The 23475-nt window shown below is 73.2% G+C and carries 20 protein-coding genes; 15 read left to right on the top strand and 5 right to left on the bottom strand.

What is annotated here, in order from left to right:
• Positions 1–177 precede the first annotated feature (177 nt).
• The 7 genes from rpsB (at position 178) to ACIBTV_RS10255 (ending at position 7905) form a co-directional block, all read left to right on the top strand.
• Positions 178–1026 (top strand): 30S ribosomal protein S2, encoded by an 849-nt coding sequence (rpsB, locus tag ACIBTV_RS10285; protein ID WP_396703696.1) that lies wholly within the window; start codon positions 178–180, stop codon positions 1024–1026.
• A gap of 136 nt (positions 1027–1162) precedes the next feature.
• On the top strand, positions 1163–1990 hold the full coding sequence (tsf, locus tag ACIBTV_RS10280; RefSeq protein ID WP_396703695.1) for a translation elongation factor Ts: 828 nt from the start codon (positions 1163–1165) through the stop codon (positions 1988–1990).
• A gap of 159 nt (positions 1991–2149) precedes the next feature.
• The gene (gene pyrH / locus ACIBTV_RS10275; protein ID WP_091590999.1) at positions 2150–2917 is read left to right on the top strand and encodes a UMP kinase; all 768 of its coding nucleotides are present in this window, start codon (positions 2150–2152) and stop codon (positions 2915–2917) included.
• An 80-nt stretch (positions 2918–2997) separates the two neighbouring features.
• Entirely contained in the window at positions 2998–3555 is a 558-nt protein-coding gene (gene frr, locus ACIBTV_RS10270; RefSeq protein WP_091590996.1) for a ribosome recycling factor, read from the top strand.
• Positions 3556–4185: 630 nt separating this feature from the next.
• A complete protein-coding gene (locus tag ACIBTV_RS10265) occupies positions 4186–5547 on the top strand; it encodes a phosphatidate cytidylyltransferase (protein WP_396703778.1) in 1362 nt (453 codons plus the stop codon).
• Between the two features lie 104 nt (positions 5548–5651).
• Complete coding sequence (gene rlmN / locus ACIBTV_RS10260; protein WP_396703694.1) at positions 5652–6803, top strand: 23S rRNA (adenine(2503)-C(2))-methyltransferase RlmN; 1152 nt, start codon at positions 5652–5654, stop codon at positions 6801–6803.
• Positions 6804–6834: 31 nt separating this feature from the next.
• A complete protein-coding gene (locus tag ACIBTV_RS10255; protein WP_396703693.1) occupies positions 6835–7905 on the top strand; it encodes a DivIVA domain-containing protein in 1071 nt (356 codons plus the stop codon).
• 104 nt (positions 7906–8009) lie between these two features.
• On the opposite strand, the gene ACIBTV_RS10250 is transcribed toward ACIBTV_RS10255, so the two are convergent.
• On the bottom strand, positions 8010–8231 hold the full coding sequence (locus ACIBTV_RS10250; protein WP_091590987.1) for a DUF2631 domain-containing protein: 222 nt from the start codon (positions 8229–8231) through the stop codon (positions 8010–8012).
• 297 nt (positions 8232–8528) lie between these two features.
• Between ACIBTV_RS10250 and ACIBTV_RS10245 the strand changes: the two genes are divergently transcribed.
• Positions 8529–10118, top strand: a complete 1590-nt coding sequence (locus ACIBTV_RS10245; RefSeq protein ID WP_396703692.1) for a Rieske 2Fe-2S domain-containing protein — start codon at positions 8529–8531, stop codon at positions 10116–10118.
• A gap of 97 nt (positions 10119–10215) precedes the next feature.
• On the opposite strand, the gene ACIBTV_RS10240 is transcribed toward ACIBTV_RS10245, so the two are convergent.
• Genes ACIBTV_RS10240 through ACIBTV_RS10230 form a run of 3 tightly spaced genes read right to left on the bottom strand, consistent with a single transcriptional unit; the run spans position 10216 to position 14382 of the window.
• Positions 10216–11820 carry a phytoene desaturase family protein gene (locus ACIBTV_RS10240; RefSeq protein WP_396703691.1) on the bottom strand — a complete coding sequence of 535 codons (1605 nt, stop codon included), beginning with the start codon at positions 11818–11820 and terminating at the stop codon, positions 10216–10218.
• 11 nt (positions 11821–11831) lie between these two features.
• Positions 11832–13694: an ATP-binding protein gene (locus ACIBTV_RS10235; protein ID WP_396703690.1), complete on the bottom strand. Its 1863-nt coding sequence runs from the start codon at positions 13692–13694 to the stop codon at positions 11832–11834.
• Entirely contained in the window at positions 13684–14382 is a 699-nt protein-coding gene (locus ACIBTV_RS10230; protein ID WP_396703689.1) for a response regulator transcription factor, read from the bottom strand. The genes ACIBTV_RS10235 and ACIBTV_RS10230 overlap by 11 nt, the downstream gene beginning before the upstream one ends.
• 123 nt (positions 14383–14505) lie before the next feature.
• Here ACIBTV_RS10230 and ACIBTV_RS10225 point away from each other — a divergent pair, with 123 nt between their 5' ends.
• From ACIBTV_RS10225 to ACIBTV_RS10200, 6 genes are all read left to right on the top strand, one after another.
• Positions 14506–15141 (top strand): hypothetical protein, encoded by a 636-nt coding sequence (locus ACIBTV_RS10225; RefSeq protein WP_396703688.1) that lies wholly within the window; start codon positions 14506–14508, stop codon positions 15139–15141.
• The gene (locus ACIBTV_RS10220) at positions 15128–16258 is read left to right on the top strand and encodes a peptidoglycan-binding protein (RefSeq protein ID WP_396703687.1); all 1131 of its coding nucleotides are present in this window, start codon (positions 15128–15130) and stop codon (positions 16256–16258) included. The genes ACIBTV_RS10225 and ACIBTV_RS10220 overlap by 14 nt, the downstream gene beginning before the upstream one ends.
• Positions 16259–16299: 41 nt before the next feature.
• Positions 16300–17043, top strand: a complete 744-nt coding sequence (locus ACIBTV_RS10215; RefSeq protein WP_396703777.1) for an ABC transporter ATP-binding protein — start codon at positions 16300–16302, stop codon at positions 17041–17043.
• The gene (locus tag ACIBTV_RS10210; RefSeq protein ID WP_396703686.1) at positions 17040–18260 is read left to right on the top strand and encodes an ABC transporter permease; all 1221 of its coding nucleotides are present in this window, start codon (positions 17040–17042) and stop codon (positions 18258–18260) included. The genes ACIBTV_RS10215 and ACIBTV_RS10210 overlap by 4 nt, the downstream gene beginning before the upstream one ends.
• Before the next feature lie 97 nt (positions 18261–18357).
• Positions 18358–20589, top strand: a complete 2232-nt coding sequence (locus ACIBTV_RS10205; protein ID WP_396703685.1) for an MMPL family transporter — start codon at positions 18358–18360, stop codon at positions 20587–20589.
• A 69-nt stretch (positions 20590–20658) separates the two neighbouring features.
• Positions 20659–21840, top strand: a complete 1182-nt coding sequence (locus ACIBTV_RS10200; protein ID WP_396703684.1) for an alkaline phosphatase PhoX — start codon at positions 20659–20661, stop codon at positions 21838–21840.
• A gap of 74 nt (positions 21841–21914) precedes the next feature.
• Here the strand turns inward: ACIBTV_RS10200 and ACIBTV_RS10195 are convergent, their stop codons facing one another.
• Positions 21915–22757, bottom strand: a complete 843-nt coding sequence (locus ACIBTV_RS10195) for a YhjD/YihY/BrkB family envelope integrity protein (RefSeq protein WP_396703683.1) — start codon at positions 22755–22757, stop codon at positions 21915–21917.
• Positions 22758–22858: 101 nt separating this feature from the next.
• Here ACIBTV_RS10195 and ACIBTV_RS10190 point away from each other — a divergent pair, with 101 nt between their 5' ends.
• Entirely contained in the window at positions 22859–23359 is a 501-nt protein-coding gene (locus ACIBTV_RS10190; RefSeq protein ID WP_396703682.1) for a YcxB family protein, read from the top strand.
• The last annotated feature ends 116 nt before the right edge of the window (positions 23360–23475 follow it).

Genomic DNA, 23475 nt, shown 5'->3' with positions numbered 1-23475 from the left:
GGTCGACTGGCGACCGCCTCGCGCGGTCGACCTCGCGCGCCCTCTTCACGAATCGTCGTGGGGCGGCGGCCTCCCTGGTCCCGATCCTGATCGGGCCCATCATGGCCGACGACCGGGCGCCAGGCCGCCCGGCCGCCGGCCGGGCGGGACAACCAGGGATCGCAAGGAGTAACCACCATGGCCGTCGTGACCATGCGCCAGCTGCTCGAGAGCGGTGTCCACTTCGGGCACCAGACCCGCCGCTGGAACCCGAAGATGAAGCGCTTCATCTTCACTGAGCGCAACGGTATCTACATCATCGACCTGCGCCAGACGCTCGACTACATCGAGAAGGCGTACGACTTCGTGCGCGGCACCGTCGCCGAGGGCGGCAGCATCCTCTTCGTCGGCACCAAGAAGCAGGCCCAGGAGGCGATCGCCGAGCAGGCGACGCGGGTCGGCCAGCCGTACGTGAACCACCGCTGGCTCGGTGGCATGCTGACCAACTTCCAGACCGTGTACAAGCGGCTGCAGCGGATGAAGGAGCTGGAGGCCCTCGGTGACCTGAGCGGCACCGCCGCCGGCTACACCAAGAAGGAGACCCTGCAGCTCTCCCGCGAGAAGGACAAGCTGACCAAGACCCTCGGTGGTCTGCGGGACATGCAGAAGCTCCCGGCCGCGATCTGGGTGGTCGACACCAAGAAGGAGCACATCGCCGTCGACGAGGCCCGCAAGCTGGGCATCCCGGTGATCGCGGTGCTCGACACCAACTGCGACCCGGACGAGGTCGACTTCCCGATCCCGGGCAACGACGACGCGATCCGCTCGGCCGAGCTGCTGACGAAGGTCGTCGCCGCCGCCGTGGCGGACGGTCTGATCGCCCGCTCCGGCCGTCGCCGGGGCACCGACGAGAAGCCGGAGCCGGGTGTGGCCTCCGACGAGCCGCTGGCCGAGTGGGAGCGCGAGCTGCTCGAGGAGCCGAAGAAGGCCGACGAGCAGCCGACCGAGCAGCCGGCCGAGCAGCCGGCGGCCGCCGCAGCGGAGTGACCGTATCCGTCGCTGCCCCGCCGTCCGTTTCGGCGGACGGCGGGCAGTGACGGATCGGCCGGGCACATCCGGCCCGGAACCGGGTAACCGGCCCCTCTGACCATCCACACGCCGTCTCAACACCGAAGAGAGAGCCATGTCAGAATTCACCGCCGCGGACGTCAAGAAGCTCCGCGACCTCACCGGCGCCGGCATGATGGACAGCAAGAAGGCGCTGACCGAGGCCGAGGGCGACTTCGACAAGGCCGTCGAGATCCTGCGCGTCAAGGGCGCCAAGGACGTCGGCAAGCGGGCCGGCCGCACCGCGGCCAACGGCCTGATCGCGCACTCCGGCCAGGCGCTGCTCGAGCTCAACTGCGAGACCGACTTCGTCGCCAAGACCGAGTCGTTCATCGCGCTGGCCCAGCAGCTCGTCGAGCACGGCGCGGCCAGCGGCGTCACCAACGCCGAGGAGCTGCTCGCCAGCGAGCTGGACGGCAAGAGCGTCGCCGACCTGATCCAGGAGCAGTCCGCCAAGATCGGCGAGAAGCTGGTGCTCAACCGCTTCGCCAAGCTCGACGGCACCACCGCCGTCTACCTGCACCGCAAGGCCCAGGACCTGCCCCCGGCGGTCGGCGTCCTCGTGCAGTACGCCGGCAAGAGCGACGAGGCCGGCGACGCCGACGCCCGTGGTGTCGCCATGCAGATCGCCGCGATGCGGCCGAAGTACCTCACCCGCGACGAGGTGCCGTCCGACGTGGTCGAGTCCGAGCGGCGCATCGCCGAGCAGACCGCCCGCGAGGAGAACAAGCCCGAGGCGGCCCTGCCGAAGATCGTCGAGGGCCGGGTGAACGCCTTCTTCAAGGACTACGTCCTGATCGAGCAGTCCTCCGTCACCGACCCGAAGAAGTCGGTGAAGCAGGTGCTGTCCGAGGCCGGCATCGAGGTCACCCGTTTCGTGCGGTTCGAGGTCGGCCAGGCCTGAGCCGCCGCCGGGCGCCCCGGCGCCCGCGGGCAGGAACGTCGACGAGGAGGTCGCCGGTGTACGTGACAGGCACCGCGGCCTCCTCGTCCCATAGGGTCGGCAGCGGCAGATTCGCGGTACGCGGCGCACGGGGCGCCGGCGTGGGAAAGGGCGGGGCGGATGACGCAGGTTGTGAGTGACCGGACGCTGGCGGTGGACGATCCGACCGCCCCGCCGCCCGGCCGGGCTCGCCGGGTGGTGCTGAAGCTCTCCGGCGAGGTCTTCGGCGGTGGCGCGATCGGTGTGGACCCGGATGTCGTACAGGCCATCGCCCGGCAGATCGCGACCGTGGTCCGCCGCGGTGTGCAGGTGTCGGTCGTGGTCGGTGGTGGGAACTTCTTCCGCGGCGCGGAGCTGCAGAAGCGCGGTATGGACCGGGCGCGCGCCGACTACATGGGAATGCTCGGCACGGTGATGAACTGCCTCGCCCTCCAGGACTTCCTGGAGAAGGAGGGCATCGAGACCCGGGTGCAGAGCGCGATCACCATGGCGCAGGTCGCCGAGCCGTACATCCCGCTGCGGGCCATCCGGCACCTCGAGAAGGGCCGGGTCGTCATCTTCGGCGCGGGCGCCGGAATGCCGTACTTCTCCACGGACACCGTCGCCGCCCAGCGGGCGCTGGAGATCCACGCCGACGTGGTGCTGATGAGCAAGAACGGCGTGGACGGCGTCTACAGCGCCGACCCCCGGATCGACCCGACCGCCAGCAAGTTCGACTCGATCACCTTCTCCGAGGTGCTGCGCCGCAACCTGCGGGTCGCCGACGCGGCGGCGTTCAGCCTCTGCATGGAGAACGACCTGCCGATGCTGGTATTCGGCGCGCAGGGGGACGACACCATCGTCCGCGCCGTGGGTGGCGACAAGATCGGCACCCTGATCACCGCCTGAGCGGTCGCCCACGGCGACGGCAGCGGTCCTCCGACACACAGCAGAGCCCACCACGAGCACAGAAGGAGGCGAGGAGACCGGTGATCGACGACACCCTCCTCGAGGCCGAGGAGAAGATGGAGCGTGCGATCGAGCACGCCAAGGAGGAGTTCGGCGCGATCCGCACCGGCCGCGCCACCCCGGCCATGTTCTCCAAGGTCATCATCGACTACTACGGCACGCCCACGCCGCTGACGCAGATGGCGTCCGTCGGGATCCCCGAGCCGCGGATGGCCATCATCAAGCCGTACGACAACTCGCAGATCAACGCCATGGAGAAGGCGATCCGCGACTCCGACCTTGGCGTGAACCCGAACAACGAGGGCAACCAGCTGCGCATCCTGCTCCCGCAGATGACCGAGGAGCGCCGCCGCGACATGATCAAGGTCGCCCGGCACAAGGGTGAGGAGGCCAAGGTGGCGATCCGCAACATCCGCCGCCGCGGCAAGGAGGAGCTGGACCGGATCGTCAAGGACGGCGAGGCCGGCGAGGACGAGGTGCGCCGCGCCGAGAAGGAGCTGGACGACCTCACGCAGCGGTACGTGGCGAACGTCGACGAGCTGGTCAAGCACAAGGAGACCGAGCTGCTCGAGGTGTGAGCACCGCTGCCGACCGGGGCACCTCCGGTGGGCCCGACCCGTGGTTGGGTGAGCCGGACCGGGTGACGGCCGATGAACGTGACACGAGGCCCGCCTCCGACAGGGGCGGGCCTCGTCGCGTGCGGGCCGCGCGTGTTCCCGCCGTGGGCGGAGCGGGTCGCGGGGCGGGGCGCCCGCATCGTCCGCCGTGCCCGACCCGCGGGTGCAGTAGGCTCGGCACGATTCCCGGTCACCGAAGGGTGAACTCGGGGGATCGACCGGTCGTCGGGCCGGTCAACCCGCAACAACAGTCGCGCGTGTGTAGGGGATGCTTGTGGTCTTGCGTTCTGTGGTGGTACTCGTGCCGCATCGCGGTGCGTGATGTCCCACCCCGACCCCTACGGCAGCGCCGACGCCCGCGGCTGGGACCGACCGGACCAGCCGGTGGCCCTGCCCTGGCCCGAGCGCGAGGTCGAGCCGGGGCCGTGGACACGGCAGCCGGGCGTCGGCCCCGAGCTGTACGCCGAGCCGCAGACCCGCCCCCGCCCGTCCGCTGACCCGTACGCCGAGCGGGGTGACCGCTACGCGCCGGACGCGTACGACGACGGGCGTCGGCACCCCGCGGAGCCGTACCCTCCGCGGAGCGAGCCGGTGCGCGGCGAGCGGCGCCGGCCCGGCCCCTATCCGGAGCGCGGCCGTCCTGGCCCGCACGGCGAACCGGGCCGCCACGACGACCGCCACCCGGCGGACCGTCCTCCGATCGACCGCCGCCCGTCGGGGGACCGCCGGGCGGGCATCGACCGCCACCCCGCCGATCGGCACCTGGACGAGCGCTACGACCGCTATGCCGGTGATCCCCGCGTGGATCGCTTCGACGGGCCGTCCGGACCGGGTGCGGACCGCTACGGCCCGCCCGGGTCGGGCGGGGACCGCTTCGACGGGCCGGGGCCGGATCGCTTCGACGGGCCGGGGTCGGATCGCTTCGACGGGCCGGGGCCGGACCGCTTCGACGGGCCGACCGGCCCGGCGGGTCGATTCGACGACGAGGACGCCTATCCGACGGCACAGTTGGAGCCGGTGCGGGCCGACAGCGCGCCGGACGCCGTCCTGACGGCCGAGGCGGAGCCGCCTGCCGGCCGACGGAAGCCGGGCAAGCGGCGCGCCACGGCCGACCGGCCCCCCACCCAGCAGACCGCGAGCCGCGCCGGTCGTAACCTGCCGGCCGCCATCGGCGTCGGGCTGGGCCTCGGCGCGCTGATCCTGGTCCCGCTCTTCCTCTTCCCGCCGGCGTTCCTCGTGGTGATCATCGCGGCCATCGGCGTGGGGATCTGGGAGATGAGCCGCGCGGTCCGGCGCAGTGGCGCCCACCCGCCGCTCGTGCCGCTGGTCGCCGGTGGCGCGCTGACCGTGGGGCTGGCCTGGTTCGCCGGCCCGGACGCGCTCAGCCTGGGCCTGCTGGTCACCGTGCTCGGCACGATGATCTGGCGGTTGGGCGACGGGCCGGCCGGCTTCCAGCGCGACCTGACCGCGGCCACCCTGATCGCGGTGTACGTGCCCTTCCTGGGCGGGTTCGCCGCGCTGCTCGCCGCGGCGCCCGACGACGGCGCCTGGCGGATCCTCGCCACCCTGGTCGCGGTGGTGCTCTCTGACACCGGCGGGTACGCGGCCGGCGTCATGTTCGGCAAACACCCGATGGCGCCCTCGGTGAGCCCGAAGAAGTCCTGGGAGGGCTTCGCCGGCTCGGTCACGGCGGCCGCGCTCGGCAGCGCGTTGTTGATCTGGCTGATGTTCGACGTGGCGCCGTGGTGGGGTGCCGTGTTCGGGTTGGCGGTCTCCGGCGCCGCGGTCCTCGGTGACCTCGCCGAGTCCATGATCAAGCGGGATCTGGGCGTGAAGGACATGAGTAACCTGCTGCCCGGGCACGGCGGGCTGATGGACCGGCTGGACTCGATCCTGTTCGCGCTTCCGACCGCGTACCTGCTGCTGGCGGTCTTCGTACCGCTCGCGGGGTGAGGCGTGGACCGGGCCGCAGCCGGGGCCTCGGCCGGAGGGCCGGGGGCGGTTCGGCACCTCCGGACAGGTGCGTCCGCCGTTCGGCGTGACAGACTGGATCCGCCATGACGAGCCTGCCGCTGATCCCCACCGCCCCGGGCGCCCCTGCCGCGCGCCGGGCTGCCATGCCCCCGCAACACCTCGCCGACCTCGACCTGGCCGGTCGCCAGGCGCTGATGACGGAGCTGGGCGAGCCCGCCTTCCGTGCGAAGCAGGTCTCCACCCACTACTTCGGCCGGCTCGTCCGTGACCCGCAGTTGATGACCGACCTGCCGGCCGCCACCCGGGAACGGCTGGCGGAGCGGCTGCTCCCGTCGCTGCTCACCCCGGTCCGTGAGCTGGCCTGCGACGACGGCGCCACCCGCAAGGCCCTCTGGCGGCTGCACGACGGCTCGCTGGTGGAGAGCGTGCTGATGGGCTACCCGGACCGGGTCACCGTCTGCATCTCCAGTCAGGCCGGCTGTGGCATGGCCTGCCCGTTCTGCGCCACCGGCCAGGCCGGGCTCACCCGCAACCTCTCCACGGCGGAGATCGTGGATCAGGCCGTCTATCTGGCCGGGGTTGCGGCCTCCGGGGCGGTCGCGGGGTCACCGGCCCGGTTGTCCCACGTCGTGTTCATGGGCATGGGCGAGCCGCTGGCCAACTACAACCGGGTGGTCGCGGCCATCCGTCGGCTGGTCACGCCCGCTCCCGAGGGTCTCGGGCTGTCCCAGCGACACATAACCGTTTCCACGGTCGGTCTGGTTCCGGCCATCCGCCGACTGGCCAGCGAAGACCTCTCAGTGACTCTTGCGTTGTCGTTGCACGCCCCCGATGATGATCTGCGCGACGAACTCGTGCCGGTCAACCAGCGCTGGAAGGTAGCCGAGGTGCTGGACGCAGCGTGGGACTACGCGGCCCGGACGGGGCGCCGTGTGTCGATCGAGTACGCAATGATCAAGAACGTGAACGACCAGCCGTGGCGAGCCGACCTGCTCGGCCGGCTGCTGGCCGGCAAGCTGGCCCACGTGAATCTCATTCCGCTCAACCCGACGCCGGGCAGCCGCTGGGACGCGAGCCCGAAGCCGGTGGAGCGGGAGTTCGTCCGGCGCTTGCGCGAGGCCGGGGTCTCCACCACCGTGCGGGACACCCGGGGACGCGAGATCGACGGGGCGTGTGGGCAGCTCGCCGCCGCGGAGGACAGGGACATCGACCGCGCCGAGGCGGCACCGGCGTGACCGGGCGTGGCGAACGAGACCAGGAGACATAGTGGCGAGTCAGGGTCAGCGTTTCCGGCGGAAGGCGCTCCGCCGGGGATACAAGGTCGACGAGGTGGACGCCTTCCTCGACCGGGTGGAGGCGACGCTCGCCGGTCAGCCGGTCGGCGCGCCCGTGGCCTCCCAGGAGGTCCATGACGTCGTCTTCCGGGTCCGGTTCAACGGCTACGACGAGTGGCAGGTCGACCTGCACCTCGACCGGGTCGAGCGCCAGCTGGCCGAGCTCGAGGAGCGCGGTGGCGCGGGTGGGCGCGGTGGCGACCCCCGCATGAGCGACCGGATGGGTCCGCCGGACCGGATGGCCCCGCCGATGCGCGACGAGCGCGGCATGTCGCCGGTCCCGCAGCCGCTACCGCCACGGCCGATGCCGGCGCAGGCCGGTCCGCCGGCGGACCGCTACGGTGCCCGCTACGACGAGCCGACCGGCGCGTTCGCGGGCGGCTACGACGGCCCACGCGGCGGCTACGACGCCCCGCGCGGCCCGGGTGGCCCCGGCGGCCCTGGCGGCCCGGTCCCGGGCATGCCGATGGGCCCGGGCGCTCCCCTGGGTGGCCCGGCCGGCCCGCCGCGTGGCCTGCCCCCGGGTCCGGCCGGTTACGGCCAGGAGGAGCAGCGCTTCGACGGCTTCGAGGCCGGTCGGCGGGCCCGCACCGACATGACCGCCGAGATCCGGATGCCCGACCGGGACCCGCGCCGGGGCCCGGCCGGCCCGCCGCCGATGCCGCAGCAGGGCGTCGGTGGTCCGCCGATGGGTGGCCCGCCCGCCGTGCCCGGCCCGCCGATGGGTGGCCCGCCGATGGCCGGCCCGCCCGGAAGTGACCTCTACCGGGTCGACCAGATCCGCCGCAGCTTCCAGGTGCGCCGGTTCGGCAGCGGCTACGACCCCGACCAGGTGGACCACTTCTTCGAGACCCTGCTCGGCGGCATGGCCGGCCGTAACCCGATGCCGGTCAACCCGAAGGACCTGGACACGCTGCGCTTCGGCCTGGTGCCGGGCGGCTACTTCGAGGCCGAGGTGGACGCGGCGCTCAAGGACGTGCAGGACATCCTGTTCGGCCGCTGAGGCCACTCCGCGTACGACGAGGGCCCGCTACCCCGATGGGGTGGCGGGCCCTCGTGCGTGGTCGTGGTGGTCCGGCGCGACAGGTGGCGCGTCCGGCGCCCCGGTCAGGAGCGCAGGCCGTTGCGCCGCAGCACGGCGTCGCCGATCACGATGACCAGCAGCAGCACCGCGAGGCCGATCAGCCAGATGTCCTCGACCTTGCCCTCGTGGTTGCCGCAGATCATCGCCACCAGCGCCAGCGCGGTCAGCACCGCACCGATCCGCCCGGACTTGCGGTGCCCGGGCTTGTGCTGGTCTGGCGACGTTACCGGCTCGCTTCCTGCCACTGTCGGTCCTTCCCTCGCGATCGGATCTCCGGTTAGTCTGGCACGCCCCGTACCGGGCCCGGCGCAGGGTCCGACCGGTCGGCCCCGCAAGCGGGACCCGCGGGCGCGGAAGCGACCGGCAACGGCCGCGGCGCGCTCGACGGGTGACCCTCGGACGGCCGCGGGGTGGGCCCCCGGGCCGAAGGTCCCGCTCCGACCAGGGCGTAACGCCACTACCGGCGTCGCGGACCGGGGGCCACAGTCACTCCGGTAGCGTTTGTCGTACACCTTGATACGTCTTTTGAGGGGGAAACTGCGGTGCGAGTGACCGGTACGGGGCACGCCAGCATGCGGATCGACACGGCCGCGGGCAGCATCCTGTGCGACCCGTGGGTCAATCCGGCCTACTTCGCCTCCTGGTTCCCGTTTCCCGACAACTCCCGGCTCGACTGGGAGACGCTCGGCCAGGTCGACTACCTGTACGTCTCCCACCTGCACCGCGACCACTTCGACGCGAAGCACCTGAAGCAGTACGTGTCGAAGGACGCGACGGTGCTGCTCCCCGAGTTCCCGACCTCGGAGATGGAGGACGAGTTCCGGGCGCTGGGCTTCACGAAGTTCCTGAAGGCCCCGAACGAGCAGGTCGTGGAGCTGCCCGGCGGCCTGAAGATCATGATCCAGGCGTTGACCAGCCCGACCGACGGCCCGATCGGCGACTCGTCGCTCTGGGTGGAGTACGACGGCGTCCGGCTGCTCAACCAGAACGACGCCCGCCCCACCGACCTGAGCGTCTTCGCCGAGCTGGGCCACGTGCACGCGCACCTGCTCCAGTTCTCGGGCGCGATCTGGTACCCGATGGTCTACGAGCTGCCCCAGGCGGCCAAGACCGCGTTCGGCAAGCAGAAGCGCGACCGGCAGTTCGACCGTACGTGGCGCTACATCGACGACCTGAAGGCCGATCACGTCTTCCCGATCGCCGGCCCGCCGTGCTTCCTGGACGACGAGCTGTGGCAGTTCAACGACATCTTCGGCGACGAGGGCAACATCTTCCCCGACCAGTCGGTGTTCCTCGCCGAGTACGCGAAGGTCGGTGGCACCAACGGCATCGTGCTGCTGCCGGGCAGCGTCGCCGAGGTCACCACGGAGGGCGCGACCACCACCCACCCGGTGCCGGTGGCGGAGTTCTTCGCCAACAAGGTCGCCCACCTGGAGGAGATGCGCGAGCGCAAGCGCCCGATCATCGAGGCGGAGAAGGCGTCGTGGCGGCACCCCGAGGTGGACGTGCTCGCCGAGATGAAGCGCCGCATCGAGCCGCTGCTGGACGAGTCGATCTACCTGGCCAAGGGCGTCGGCGGCCCGGTCCGCTTCGACCTGGTGGGCACCGACAGCTCAGGCGGGGAGACCCTTGAATCAATCGTGGTGGACTTCCCGGGCAAGGAGGTCCGGCCGTACGCGGACGAGAAGGTGCGCTACCGGTTCCGTACGGAGCGGGCGTTGATCGAGCACCTGCTCTTCATCGACGAGGTGGACTGGGTCAACTCGCTCTTCCTCTCCTGCCGGTTCTCCGCCGCCCGGATCGGCCAGTACAACGAGTTCGTCTACGCCTTCTTCAAGTGCCTCTCCGAGGAGCGCCTCCAGTACGCCGAGGGCTGGTACGACGAGCACGAGCGGGCCGTCGACGCCGAGGACATCACGCTGGGCGACTGGGTGGTGCAGCGCCGCTGCCCGCACCTGAAGGCGGACCTGAGCCGGTTCGGCATCGTCGACGGCGACCAGCTCACCTGCCAGCTGCACGGCTGGCGGTTCGACCTGCCCAGCGGCCGCTGCCTGACCAGCGTCGGGCACAAGATCCGGGCGCACCGGGCCGACGCCGCGGCCCCGGCGCCCGCGGGCGAGGCCGCGAGCTGAAACCCACCGCCCCGCCGCACCCGGCCCGGCCCCACTGCCGGTGATCATGGAGTTGTTGCCCGCCGCCCCGGGGCGTGTCGAGGCGACAACTTCATGATCAGCGGGAGGGTGTGCCCAGGTCGGTGAGGATGCGGCGGGCGGCGTTGTGGCCGGCGGCACCGATCACGCTGCCGGCCGGGTGGCAGCCCGCGCTGCCCGCGTAGACGCCGTCGACACCGGTGGCGTACGGCATCCGGTCGGTGAACGAGACCGTGTTGTCGACGTGGTGGATGTGCCCGCCGGTGATCCCGAAGTGCGCCTCGATCCCGGGCGGCGGCAGCGGCACCGCGTCGACGATGAGATCAGCGGTGCCCGGCGCGTACCGCTCGCAGATCGCGACGAGCTGCTCCACGTACCCGGGCAGCGCCGCGTCCCAGGTGGTGCCCGCCAGCTCGTACGGCACCGACTGGACGAACAGCGCCGACGAGTGGTGCCCCTTCCCGTCGGAGAGCGACGGGTCGACCGTCGTGTGCAGGTACCACTCGATGGTCGGCTCCGCCGGCAGCCGCCCGTCCCGCACCTCCGCCCACATGGCCCGCAGCGCCGCCATCGGCGACGAGGTGTCGCCGCCCACCAGCGACGCCGACCCGGGCAGCAGGTGGATGGTGGAGCCGAACGGGCTCGGCGCGGCCGCCGGCAGGCAGGAGAAGCGGGGCAACCCGGCCAGCGCCAGGTTGAGCTTCAGGGTGCTGCCGGTGCGGCGGACCGCCGTCATCCGCTCGCCGAGCGGTGCCGGGAGCGCGCCGTCGGGCAGCAGACCCATCAGCCGGTACGGGTCACACGCGCCGAGCACCACCCGGGCCGCCACCTCCCGACCGTCGGCCAGGACCACCCCGCTCGCCGCGCCGCCGTCCAGCGTGATCGCCTGGACCGGCGCGTCGGTCAGGATCCGCGCCCCGGCGGCCCGGGCAGCCTCGGCGAAGGTGCGGCTCACCGTGCCCATGCCGCCCTCGGCGATCATCCACGTGCCGCCGGAGCCGGGCAGCCGGCACATGTTGTGCACCAGGAAGTTGTGACCGGTCCCCGGGTCGTCGGGCCCGGCGTTCAGGCCGGAGAGCCCGTCGGTGACCGCGTACATGCTGACCAGCAGCTCGGAGCGGAAGTCGAACCGGGCCAGGTAGTCGGCGACCGAGCCGCGGACCAGGTCCACGAAGACCTGCCGCAGCGCCGGCCGGACGTACCGCTCGGCGGTCTCCTCCACCGGCAGCGGCTCGGCCAGCCAGGCCGGCGCGAGGTCCTCCCGCAGCGCGGCCAGTTCGGCCTGGAGGGCGTCGTCGGCGGCCACGTCGGCGGGGGAGAAGAACTCGGCGAGCTGCGCCCGCGTGGCCGCGGTGTCGCTGCCGAAGAGCAGGTACGGCGACCCCAGCCCGCCCGGGGTGGGCAGGAAGTAGTGCGGGTCGCGGCGTAGCACCGGGATCCGCACGTCGAGGGTGGCGAGCAGCTCCGGTGGCATCAGCCCGAGCAGGTAGGAGCCGGTGGAGTGGCGCAGCCCGGGCACCTTCGGGAACGGGTTCTCGGTGCGGGTCGCGCCGCCGATCACGTCCGCCGCCTCCAGCACCAGCACGTCCAGCCCGGCGCGGGCCAGCAGAATGGCGGAGACCAGGCCGTTGTGCCCGGCCCCGACGACCACGACGTCGGCGCGGGCGGGAAGTTCACTGCTCATGCCGCGGCAGCCTAACCTAGCGGCCGGTCCGATTCCGCCCGCTCGGAACCGGCGGGCAGTCGGATCGTGAAGGTCGAGCCCAGCCCGATCGTGCTGGCCGCGGCGACGGTGCCGCCGTGCGCCTCGACGAGCTTGCGGACGATGGCGAGCCCCAGGCCGCTGCCGCCGGTCTGCCGGCCGCGGGACTTCTCCGCGCGCCAGAAGCGGTCGAAGACCCGGGGCAGGTCCTCGGCGCTGATCCCGGAGCCGGTGTCGGCCACCGTGACGATCACCGCGTCGCCGGCCGGCTCGGCGCGCACCGTCACGCTGCCGCCGGTCGGGGTGTGCCGCAGCGCGTTGCCGAGCAGGTTCGACACGGCCTGCCGCAGCCGCACCGGGTCGGCGTCGAGCTGGGGGTCCGCCTCGGCGTGCAGCGCGATCGACACGCCCACCCGGTCCGCCTGCGCCCGATGCGCCTCGACGACCTGGGCGAGCAGGTCGGCGAGGTAGACGTGCTCGCGGTGCAACCGCAGCGCGCCCGCGTCGGCCTCGGCCAGGTCCTGCAGGTCGCTGATCACGTGCTGCAGCAGCGTCGCCTCCTCCAGCAGCGAGGAGATCAGCCGGCGGTCGGGGGCGACGACACCGTCCTCGGCCGCCTCCAACCAGCCCCGGATGTTCGTGACCGGCGTACGCATCTCGTGCGCGATGTCGCTGACCATCGCCCGGCGCAGCTCCTCCAGCCGCTCACGCCGGGCCGACATGTCGTTGAAGACCTCGGCCAGCCGGGCTATCTCGTCCCGACCGGTGACGCGGACCCGCGCGGAGCCGTCCCCGTCGCGCATCCGCTGCGCCGCGCCGATCAGGGCGTGCAGCGGACGCGTCAGCCGGATGCCGGCGAGCACGGTGACGCCGACCGTCACCAGCAGGACGAGCCCGGCGACCGCGACGATCCGGGCCTGGTTGGCCGGGGAGAGGTCGAAGGCGGTGGAGGGGCGGCCGGCCAGGTCGGTGACGTAGAGCGCCGCCGGCTGCGCGACGTACGGCAGAAGCTGCTCCCGCCGGCTGCTCCCGACGCACGCCCGCACGGCGCGGCTCTCCTCCTGGTCCTGTTCGGCGTCGGGCTTCGGGCCGGTGGGCCCGGGCAGCCACGCCCAGGTCCAGTCGGGGGCGACCCGCACCTCGGGCAGGTGCCGGCGGGCCAGGCAGGTGTTCACCAGGGCGTTGAGCTGGGCCAGGGCCTTGCGCTCGGTGGGCGTCGACGTCTCCAGCGCCGCGCGGGACTCGGCACAGAGCGCACTGCCGGCCAGGTCCGTGCCGGGGGTGTCGATCCGGGGCCGCCCGCTCGGCCCCTCCACGACCGTGGCCTCCATCTTCGCGCCGGTCCGGAGGCAGCGCAGCGCCTCGTCCGCCCGGTGGCGCAGCGTCGCGCGTTCCTCCTCCGGCAACCGGTACGGGCCCACGGCGCGGGGGTCGATGCGGTCGGTCGACGGGGCGCCGGCCCGGGCGTCCGGCCCCGGCGTCAGCGCGGCGTCGACGGAGAGCGGGTCGAGGACCGCGGAGGGCTTCGCCGGCAGCCCACCCGCGCCGGGCGTCGAGTCGGCGATCGGCGTACCGGACCCGGTGGTCAGGGTGATCCGCCGGCCGACCTGGTCGGCGAGCGGCCGCAGAGCGGCGTCCACGCCGCTCCAGTCGGGGTGGGTCGCCGCGTAGGTGAGCAGGGTGTCGTAGACGTGGGCGTCGTCGGCGAGCGCCTGCCCCTGTTCCTGGCGGATCGCCCCGGTGGTGGTGCGGACGGCGAGCCAGGCGGTCGCCGCGATCGAGCCGACCGCGATCAGGACGGCGAGGGCCAGCAGCCGGACCAGAAGGCTGCGGCGCAGGGGGAGCTCAGGCGCCACGGACGCCCTCGACCAGCTTGTAGCCGACGCCGTACACCGTCACCAGCCGGACCGGCCGGCGCGGATCCGGTTCGATCTTCCGGCGCAGGTTCATCACGTGCACGTCCACGGTGCGGTTGGTGATGTAGCGGCCGGTGCCGTGCAGGTAGGTGAGCAGTTGATCCCGGGTGAACGCCCGCCCGGGCTGTGCCGCCATCGCCTCGAGCAGCTGGAACTCGCCCGGGGTGCAGTCGACGGGGCGTCCGTCGCTGGTGACCTCGTGCCGAACCGGGTCGACGTGCAGGGCGCCGACGCGCAGCACCGGGTCGGGTGGCAGGGCGGGGCGCCGGCCGCGCCGCAGCAGCGTCCGGACCCGGGCGACCAGCTCCCGTGGGCTGTACGGCTTGGTCATGTAGTCGTCGGCGCCCAGGTCCAGGCCGAGCAGCAGGTCGTCCTCCGTCGACCGGGCGGTGAGCATCAGCACCGGCAGGTCCGACTCCTGGCGCAGGATGCGGCAGACGTCCAGCCCGTCGACCTTCGGCATCATCACGTCGAGGATCACCAGTGCCGGTGGTCGGCGTCGGATCTGCTCCAGAGCGGCCCGCCCGTCCGGGACGACGACGACCTGATGCCCCTCGCGTTCCAGGTACCGGCGCGCCAGCTCCGCCTGCTTCTCGTCGTCCTCCGCCACCAGCACATGCGCACCCACGGCGGCGACTGTACGTTCCCGCGACCCGGTCTGCCGAGGCCGAGGAGCGCGCCTGACCAGCGGATATCGGATCACCACAGCTTCCTGACAGGTCCCTGACAACCGGCCGCGAGGCTCGGTGACATGACGATCAGACCGAATCGGGTCGTGTCCGGGCCGCGTCCGCGCCGCCTCGCCGCGCGCACCGCTGTCACCCTGCTCACCGCGGTCGCCGGCCTCGCCGGCTGCGGCGGCGCCGGCGACGGTGGGGACCGGGCCGACGGGGCGGGTGATGTGGCGTCGCTCACCGCGCCGGCCGACAGCGCGTCGGCGTCCGCGCCGGCCGGCGGGACCGGGGGCGGTCCGCAGCTGCGTCTGGACACCACGGAGGCGGAGAAGTCGCGGCTCTGGCAGTCGTACCTGCGCTGCCTGAAGGACCACGGGGTGCCGGAGAACCACGGCCAGGTGCCCGGGGCCGCCGGAAACGGCGACGGGATCGACCTCGACCTCTCCAGTGGCGAGCCGAAGGCGGCGTACGCGGCCTGCGCCGACAAGCTGCCGGTGATGCCGCCGGAGCTGGACCCGAAGAAGAACCCGAACTACCTGAGCCAGTTCAGCGACTACGTGCAGTGCCTGCGCGGGCGCGGCATGAAGATCCACGCGCTCCCCGACGGCTCGGGGTGGACCTACGACGACGGAGTCGCCATCGCGGTGGAGGGCGAGGCGTTGACGCGGGCCGAGCGCGACTGCACCCAGGAGGCGTTCGGTGGCCGCAAGTAGTTCGCCGGACGGCCGGTCGCGTGGACGGGCCCGGCCCGTGGCCCTCGCCGTCCTGGCCGTCGTGCTGGCCGCCGCCGGCGCCGGCGGCGCGCTGCTTACCCTGCGCGACCGGTCGACGGACGGAGCGGCGAGCGGCCCACCGCCGATCGCCACGACCACCGTCACCCGGACCGACCTGTCGGACAGCCGCAGCGTCGGCGGCACTCTCGGGTTCGGGCCGGAGCGGGTGGTGAAGGGGGCCGGAAGCGGCGTCGTCACCCGGCTGCCGAAGGTCGGCGACACGGTGACCCGGGGCCGGCCGCTCTACTGGGTCGACGACCGGCCGGTGCCGGTGCTCTTCGGCACGGTCCCGCTCTTCCGCCCGCTGGACACGCCCGGGTTGGAGGGCAGTGACGTCCGGATGGTGCTGGACAACCTCGCGGCGCTCGGTCTCCGCACCGGATCCCAGCCCACCCGGGGCCGGAACGGCGCGAAGCTCGGCCCGGACCGTGCCGTGCTCACCCCGGCCCTGGTCGCCGCGATCAAGAAGTGGCAGCAGCAGAACGGTCTGGAGCCGACCGGCAAGCTGACCGTCGGCGCGGCCGTCGTGCTTCCCGGGTCGGTGCGGGTCAGCGCGGTCAAGGCCCTGCCCGGTGACGCGGTCGCCGGCGAACTCCTGGCCGTCACCGAGCGGACGAAGCTGGTCACCGTGCCGGTCGAGGCCACTGAGGTCGACGGCATCCGGGCCGGCACCGGCGTGGTGATCGTCCTGCCCGACGGGACCGAGGTCCCCGGCCGGGTGGCGTCGGTATCCCGCACCGTCCAGGGCGGCGGAGCGGACCAGGGGGCCGGTGAGAGCAGCCCGCCGAAGGTGAACGTGCTCGTCAGCCCGGTCAAGGCGGCGGACGTGGCGACGCTGGACGCCGCCGCGGTCCAGGTCCGGTTCACCAGCGCGACGCGGAAGAACGTGCTCGCGGTGCCGGTCGGCGCGCTGGTCGCGCTCCGGGAGGGCGGCTACGCGCTCCAGGTTCCCGAGGGTCGGCTGGTGGCGGTGGAGACCGGCATGGTCGCGCGGGGCCTGATCGAGGTCAGCGGGCCCGGCGTCACCGAGGGACTCGCCGTGGTGACGGCCTCGTGAGCGCCCTCGTCACCAGCGCGGGCGACGCCCCCACCGAGGTGATCCCCGCGTACCGGGAACCGGTCCTCGCCATCGAGCGGGTGAGCCGGACGTATCCGGGCGGAGTCACCGCGCTGGACGACGTGTCGCTGCGCGTCCACGCCGGTGAGCTGCTCGCCATCGTCGGCCCGTCCGGCTCCGGCAAGTCCACCCTGTTGAACATCATGGGCACGCTCGACCTGCCGACCAGCGGTCACGTCCGGGTCGCCGGACACGAGGTCACCGCCCTCTCCGACCGGCGGCTCTCCGCGCTGCGGGGCCGGTGGCTCGGCTTCGTGTTCCAGCAGTTCCATCTCGCCCCGGGGCTCGACGCGGTGGAGAACGTCGCCACCGGGCTGCTCTACGCCGGGGTGCGCCGCCGCGACCGTCGCTGTAGAGCGGTCGAGGCGCTGGCCCGGGTCGGCCTCGCCCACCGGGTCGACCACCTGCCGCACCAGCTCTCCGGTGGGGAGCGGCAGCGGGTGGCGATCGCCCGGGCGTTGGTGAACGACCCGGCGCTGGTCCTCGCCGACGAGCCGACCGGCGCCCTGGACACGGCCACCGGCGAGGCCGTCCTGGCGCTGCTCACCGAGCTGAACGCGGAGGGGACCACCATCGCCCTCATCACCCACGACCGGGACATCGCCGCGCGGACCCCCCGACAGGTGGAGATCCGCGACGGACGGGTCGTCGCGGACACCGCTTCCGGGCCCGGCCGCCGCTCGGGAGGCGACCCCGCGACCAGCGGCGAACGGAGCGGGCGATGAGGCGCGGCGACGCGGCGCGGCGCGGCGTCCGGCCCGTCCGGCTCGCCCCGACCGACGTGCTCCGGCTCGGTCTGCTCGGGCTCACCACCCGGCGGGGGCGGGCGGTCCTCTCCGCGCTCGGCATCGCCATCGGCATCGCCACGATGATCGTGGTGGTCGGCATCCCGGCGTCCAGCCAGCGGCACCTGATGGATCAGCTCTCCGCCCTCGGCACCAACCTGCTGCGGGCCGAGCCGGTGCCGGACCGGACGCCGCCCGTGTTGCTGCCCGAGGAGTCGGCCGCCATGGCGGCCCGGATCGGGCCGGTCACCGCGACGAGCGCCGTCGCGAACACCCACACCACGGTGCGCCGCAGCGACGTCATGGACCGGTACGACAACGGGGGGCTCACCGTGCTGGCCGCACGGCCCAACCTGCTCGACACGGTCAACGGCCGGCTCCGCACGGGCCGCTTCCTCGCCGCCGGAACGGACCGGCTGCCGGTCGCCGTCCTCGGGTACGTCGCCGCGAGCCGGCTCGGCTTCGCGACGGTGGACCCGCGGCAGCCGCCGCAGGTGAACATCGACGGGCACTGGTTCACCGTGGTCGGCATCCTCGACCCGATGCCGCTCGCGCCGGACCTGGAACGGTCGGTGCTGGTCGGCTGGGGCGCGGCCCGGGACGTCCTGGGGTTCGACGGGCACCCCACCGTCGTCTACGCGCAGGCGCGGGAGGACGCGTTGGAGGGTGTGCGGGCGGTGCTGCCGGCGACGCTCAATCCGCAACTCCCCGGCCTGGTGCAGGTCAGCCGCCCCTCGGACGCGCTCGCCGCGAAGCGGGCCACCGAGAACACCTTCTCCGCGCTCTTCCTCGGGCTGGCCGGGGTGGCGTTGCTGGTCGGCGGCATCGGGGTCGCCAACACGATGGTGATCTCGGTGCTGGAACGCCGCCGGGAGATCGGCCTGCGCCGGGCCCTCGGCGCGAACCGGGCCCAGGTCCGCACCCAGTTCCTCACCGAGTCGGTGCTGCTCTCCCTCCTCGGCGGCGCCGCCGGGACGGTCCTCGGTGTGCTGGCGACGGTCGGGTACGCCGGCTACCAGGGCTGGCCACCGACCGTGCCGATCGCCTCGGTGGCGGCCGGTGTCGGTGGGGCGCTGCTGGTCGGCGTGGTCGCCGGGGTCTACCCGTCGATCCGCGCGGCCCGGCTCACCCCCACCGAGGCGCTCGCCGCCCCGTGACGGCCGCCCGCGTCGCCGGCCCCCCGAAACCCCGGCTCCCTCACGTCCGCGCGCGGTGTGGGGGATGCTGGGGCGGGCCGGCGGCGAGGGAGGCGCGGTGTTCGCGTGGTGGGGACGGGTCGTGGTGCGGCTGCGCTGGGCCGTGCTGGCCGCTGGGCTGCTGCTCGCGGTCGTGGGCGCCACCTGGGGCGCCGGGGTCTTCGGGCAGCTCACCGGCGGTGGCTTCGACGACCCGGCCAGCGAGTCCACCCGGGCCTACGAGCGGATCACCGAGGAGCTGGGGCCGCAGGGCGCGGACGTGATCGTGCTCTGGTCCAGCGACACCGCCACCGCCGACCAGCCGGCGTTCCGCGATCCCGTCGCGGCGACGGTGTCCCGGCTGCGCGAGCGGCCCGAGGTCGCCACCGTCACCACCTGGTACGACACCGGTGCGCCCGCCCTGCTCGCGGGCGACCGGCGGGCCACCTACGCGCTGGTCCAGCTGCGCGCCGACGACGAGGACGGCAAGACCGCCGCCTACCGGGAGCTGCGCGGCGTGCTCGACACCCCCGGCGTACGCACGCAGACCGGTGGGAACGTGCCCTTCCTGGAGGAGGCGAACACCCGCACCACGGCGGACATCACCCGCGCCGAGCTGCTTTCCATGCCGGTGCTGCTGGTGCTGCTCGTGGTCATCTTCGGCGGGCTGGTCGCCGCGTCCACGCCGCTGCTCATCGGTGGGCTGGCGATCCTGGGCGCGTTCGTCGCGGTCCGGCTGGTCAACGTCGTCACCGAGGTGTCGATCTTCGCGATCAACGTGATCACCCTGATCGGTCTCGGCATGGCGGTCGACTACGCGCTCTTCGTGGTCAGCCGGTTCCGGGAGGAGTTGGCCGCCGGCCGCGACAGCGCCGGGGCCGTCCGGCACACCATGGTCACCGCCGGCCGGACCGTGCTCGTCTCCGGCCTCACCATCGCGCTCGCCATGGCCAGTCTGTTGATCTTCCCGCAGTCCTTCCTGCGCTCGATGGGCCTCGGCGGGATGGCCGCCGTGCTGGTCGCCATGCTCGCGGCGCTGACCGTGCTGCCGGCCCTGCTGGCGGTGCTCGGGCCACGGATCGACGCGGTGCGCGTACCGCTGCCGTGGCGGCGAGCGACGGCGGGTGGGCGGCCGGCGGCGACCGCCGACGGCGCGGCCGGCGCCCCGGACGGCACGGCGACCGGCGGCGGCCCCGATGCCGTCCAGGGCGGCGCGTGGGCCCGGATCGCCCGCAGCGTGATGCGCCGCCCCGTGCCCTACCTGGTCGGGGTCGCGCTGCTGCTGACGCTGCTGGCCACGCCGTTCCTGCGGATCACGTTCGGCGGCTTCGACGAGCGGGTGCTCCCGGTGGGCGCCGAGCCGCGCGTCGTCTCCGAACGGATCGCCGCCGAGTTCCCCGGCGGCACCGTGGCCCCGGTGGAGGTGCTGGTCTCCGGCGCGTCGGCCGAGGCGGTGCGCCCGTTCGCCGACCGGATCGCCCGGCTGCCCGGGGTCACCGGGGTGACCGTGACGGCCAACCGGGGGGAGGCGACGCTGCTGAGCGTGACGTACCCGGGGGAGCCGACCGGCGACGTGGCCCAGGACGTGGTGCGGGCGGTCCGCGACCTGCCCGGGCCGGCGGGTGCGGAGGTGCTGGTCGGCGGCCGGCCCGGCGCCGACCGGGACCTGCTGGACAGCCTCGGCGCCCGGTTGCCCTGGATGGCGTTGCTGATGGCCGCCGCGACGCTGGTGCTGCTCTTCCTCGCGTTCGGGTCGGTGGTGCTGCCGGTCAAGGCGGTGCTGATGAACCTCATCTCGATCGGCGCGTCGTTCGGCGTGGTGGTCTGGATCTTTCAGGACGGTCACCTCGCCGACCTGCTCGGCTTCACCCCCACCGGGTTCATCGAGCCGAGCAACCCGATCCTCATGCTGGCGGTGCTCTTCGGGCTGGCGACCGACTACGAGGTGTTCCTGCTCTCGCGGGTGCGGGAGGAGTGGGACCGGACCGGGGACAACACCGCCGCCGTGGCCGCCGGGCTCCAACACACCGGCCGGATCATCACCGCGGCCGCGCTGCTGCTGATCGTCGTGGTGGCCGGCTTCGCCACCGGCGGTATGGCGTTCATCAAGCTGATCGGCGTCGGCATGATCGTGGCGATCGTGGTGGACGCGACGCTCGTCCGGGCGCTGCTGGTGCCGGCGACGATGCGGCTGCTCGGCCGCTGGAACTGGTGGGCGCCGGGCCCGCTCGGCCGCGTCTACCGCCGCTACGGGCTGCGGGAGTCGGCGTCGAGCCCACCGGAGACCCGTCATTCCGCGTTTACCGGATAGTGGGTTCCGTCGATGTCGTGTCGGCCCTAGCGTCGACAACGTATCGACTCACGTCCGGGAGGTCATCCGATGGACCGTCGTACCGTCCTGCGCTCCGCCGTCGCCGGGGCCGCCACCATCTCCGGCGCCGCGGCCTTCTCCGGCAGCCTCTGGACCGGCGCCGCCCTGGCCGGTCCCGCGCAGCCCGGCCCCGGCCCGTACGGGGACCTGCTCCCCGCCGACGGCAACGGCCTGCAACTGCCCGCCGACTTCACCAGCCGGGTGATCGCCCGCTCCGGTCAGCGGGTCGCCGGCACCTCGTACGTCTGGCATCCGGCACCCGACGGTGGCGCCTGCTTCCCCGCCGGCACCGGCTGGATCTACGTGTCCAACTCCGAGGTGCCGTTGGTCGGTGGCGCCTCGGCGGTGCGGTTCGCGGCGGACGGCTCGGTCACGGCGGCGTACCGGATCCTCGGCGGCACCAACGTCAACTGCGCCGGTGGCGCGACCCCGTGGGGCACCTGGCTCTCCTGCGAGGAGGTGCCGCTCGGGCGGGTCTTCGAGACCTGGCCGGACGGCAGCCGCGCCGCCGAGGAGCGGACCCGGATGGGCCGCTTCACCCACGAGGCCGCCGCCTGCGACCCGGACCGGCGGGTGGTCTACCTGACCGAGGACGAGAACGACGGGTGCTTCTACCGGTTCATCCCGGACACCTGGGGGGACCTGCGCACCGGCAAGGTGCAGGTGCTCTGCGCGCCCGCCGACCAGGTGGCCGGCCCGGTGACCTGGCGGGACATCCCGGACCGGGACGGCTTCCCGATCTTCACCCGGTGGCAGGTGGGCGCCGCGAAGCACTTCGACGGCGGCGAGGGCTGCTGGTACGACCAGGGCACCTGCTGGTTCACCACGAAGGGCGACAACCGGGTGTGGGCGTACGACGCGGTCAACCAGCGCCTCGACCTGGCGTACGACGACTCGCTGGTGCCGCCCGGCGCCGCTCCGCTGACGGGCGTGGACAACATCACCGGCACCCCGGGCGGCGACCTCTACGTGGCCGAGGACGGCGGCGACATGGAGATCAACGTCATCACGCCGACCGGGGTGGTGAGCCCGTTCCTGCGGATCGTCGGCCAGTCCTCGTCGGAGATCACCGGGCCGGCCTTCTCCCCGGACGGCTTCCGCCTCTACTTCTCCTCCCAGCGCGGCACGAGCGGGGCCCGCGCCGGCACCGACGGCGTCACCTACGAGGTGACCGGCCCCTTCCGACGCTGACCCGGCTGCCCCGACCCGTGTTGATCAAGAGGTTTGCGTCAGGAACGGACCCTCGGGTGACGCGAATCTCTTGGTCAACCCCGGTCCGCCCCGGCGCGGCGGGTTCGCCAGGCGCTCAGGGCCAGGGTCGCGGAGTAGCCGCTGAGCACGATCACGTGGAACACGTACAGCCAGAGGAGCACGGCGACACCGGCGCCGATCTCGTCGAAGCCGCCGAACGGTGCCCCCAGGTCGAGGGGGAGCGAGGCGAAGAGCACGAAGCCGTGCAGGAACCCGGAGAGGTTCGCCGCGGTGAACGAGCCGACGGCGAGCGCGGAGAGCCAGTCCGGCGAGGCGGGGCCGACCACCCGGAAGACCCACAGCAGCACCGGCGTGAGCACCAGCCACACACCCAGGAACGACAGCACCACGCCCAGCACCCCGGCCCAGCCGCCCTGGCGTACCAGCCCCGTCGTGGTGGGCAGGGCCACCAGGATCGACAGCAGCAGCGCCGGGGCCGGCGCGAGCAGCGGCAACAGCAGCAGCCGGCCACGCCAACCGACCCAGCTCTCCCCGGTGTGCGACGCGGCGACCGAGACGAACGCGCGGCGCAGCCCCTCGCCGTAGAGCGACGCGGGCAACAGGGAGGCCAACGCCAGCACCGGGGTCAGTCCCACGCCGGCGTCGACCAGCGCGGCCACCGCGTGCGGCGCGCCGATGTCGTCCGGCAGGGTCCGCACGGCGTACGCGGTGAGCCGGCGTACCCGACCCGTCCCGGCGACGAGCGAGGTCAGCCAGATGGCCAGCAGCGCCACCGGCACGATGGCGACACCCCCGTAGAAGGTGATCGCGGCGGCGTGCAGGGAGAGGTCCCGCCCCCGGACCGGCCGGAACGCGGCACTCACGATCCGCCGCGTCCGCTGCCAGCCCGTCCCCATCGCCTTCTACTTCCCCGCAGCCGTCGCCGCCAGTCCTCGACGATCGCTGGTCGGGACGCGGGGGTGGAGGGGCTGGGGCGGAGGTCGTATCGTCTGCGCCCGTGGTGATCGATTTCCAGACGCAGGCGGACCGGTCCCTGTTGGCCGCCGCGCTGCGGCGCACGCTCGGCCGCAGCCTGCTCCTGTCCCGGCTCTGCGGCGTCATCCTTCTCCTGCCGGCGGCCGTCGCCGTGCTCACCGACGACCCGGCGATGGTCGTGGTGTGGGTGTTCGCCGCGGTGGTCTTCTGGATCCTGCCGCCGCTGGTGGTGCGCAGCGCTGTCCAGACGAGTTGGAAGACGTACGGGCGGACGATCGACTGGCAGGTCTCCGACGAGGGCGTCCGAATGGTCTCGGACCTCATGGAGAGCCTGGTCCGCTGGCCGGCGGTGGAGACCGTCGAGCTGATCCCCGACCAGCTGCTCCTCAAGATCAATCGCCAGCAGGTCATTCCGGTGCCCATCGCGGGCCTGGGTGCGCAGGACCGGGCGGCGCTGCTCGGCCTCCTCCGCGCGCGGGGCCTGGCCGGTGCCGGCGGGGCCCCGGACGGGCTCCTCCGCTGATCCGTGTGCCGGGGGCGGACAGCCTGCGCGATCCAGCCGACCTCCTGGACGAGGCGGCCCCCGAGCAACCCGACGACGCGGCCTCCGAGCGGTTCGACGACGGGGCCTTTGCGCGG

The sequence above is a fragment of the Micromonospora sp. NPDC049366 genome (assembly GCF_044466625.1).
Classification (GTDB): domain Bacteria; phylum Actinomycetota; class Actinomycetes; order Mycobacteriales; family Micromonosporaceae; genus Micromonospora.
The sequence above is the reverse complement of the archived record's forward strand: the minus strand, read 5'-3'. Positions and strand labels throughout refer to the sequence as shown.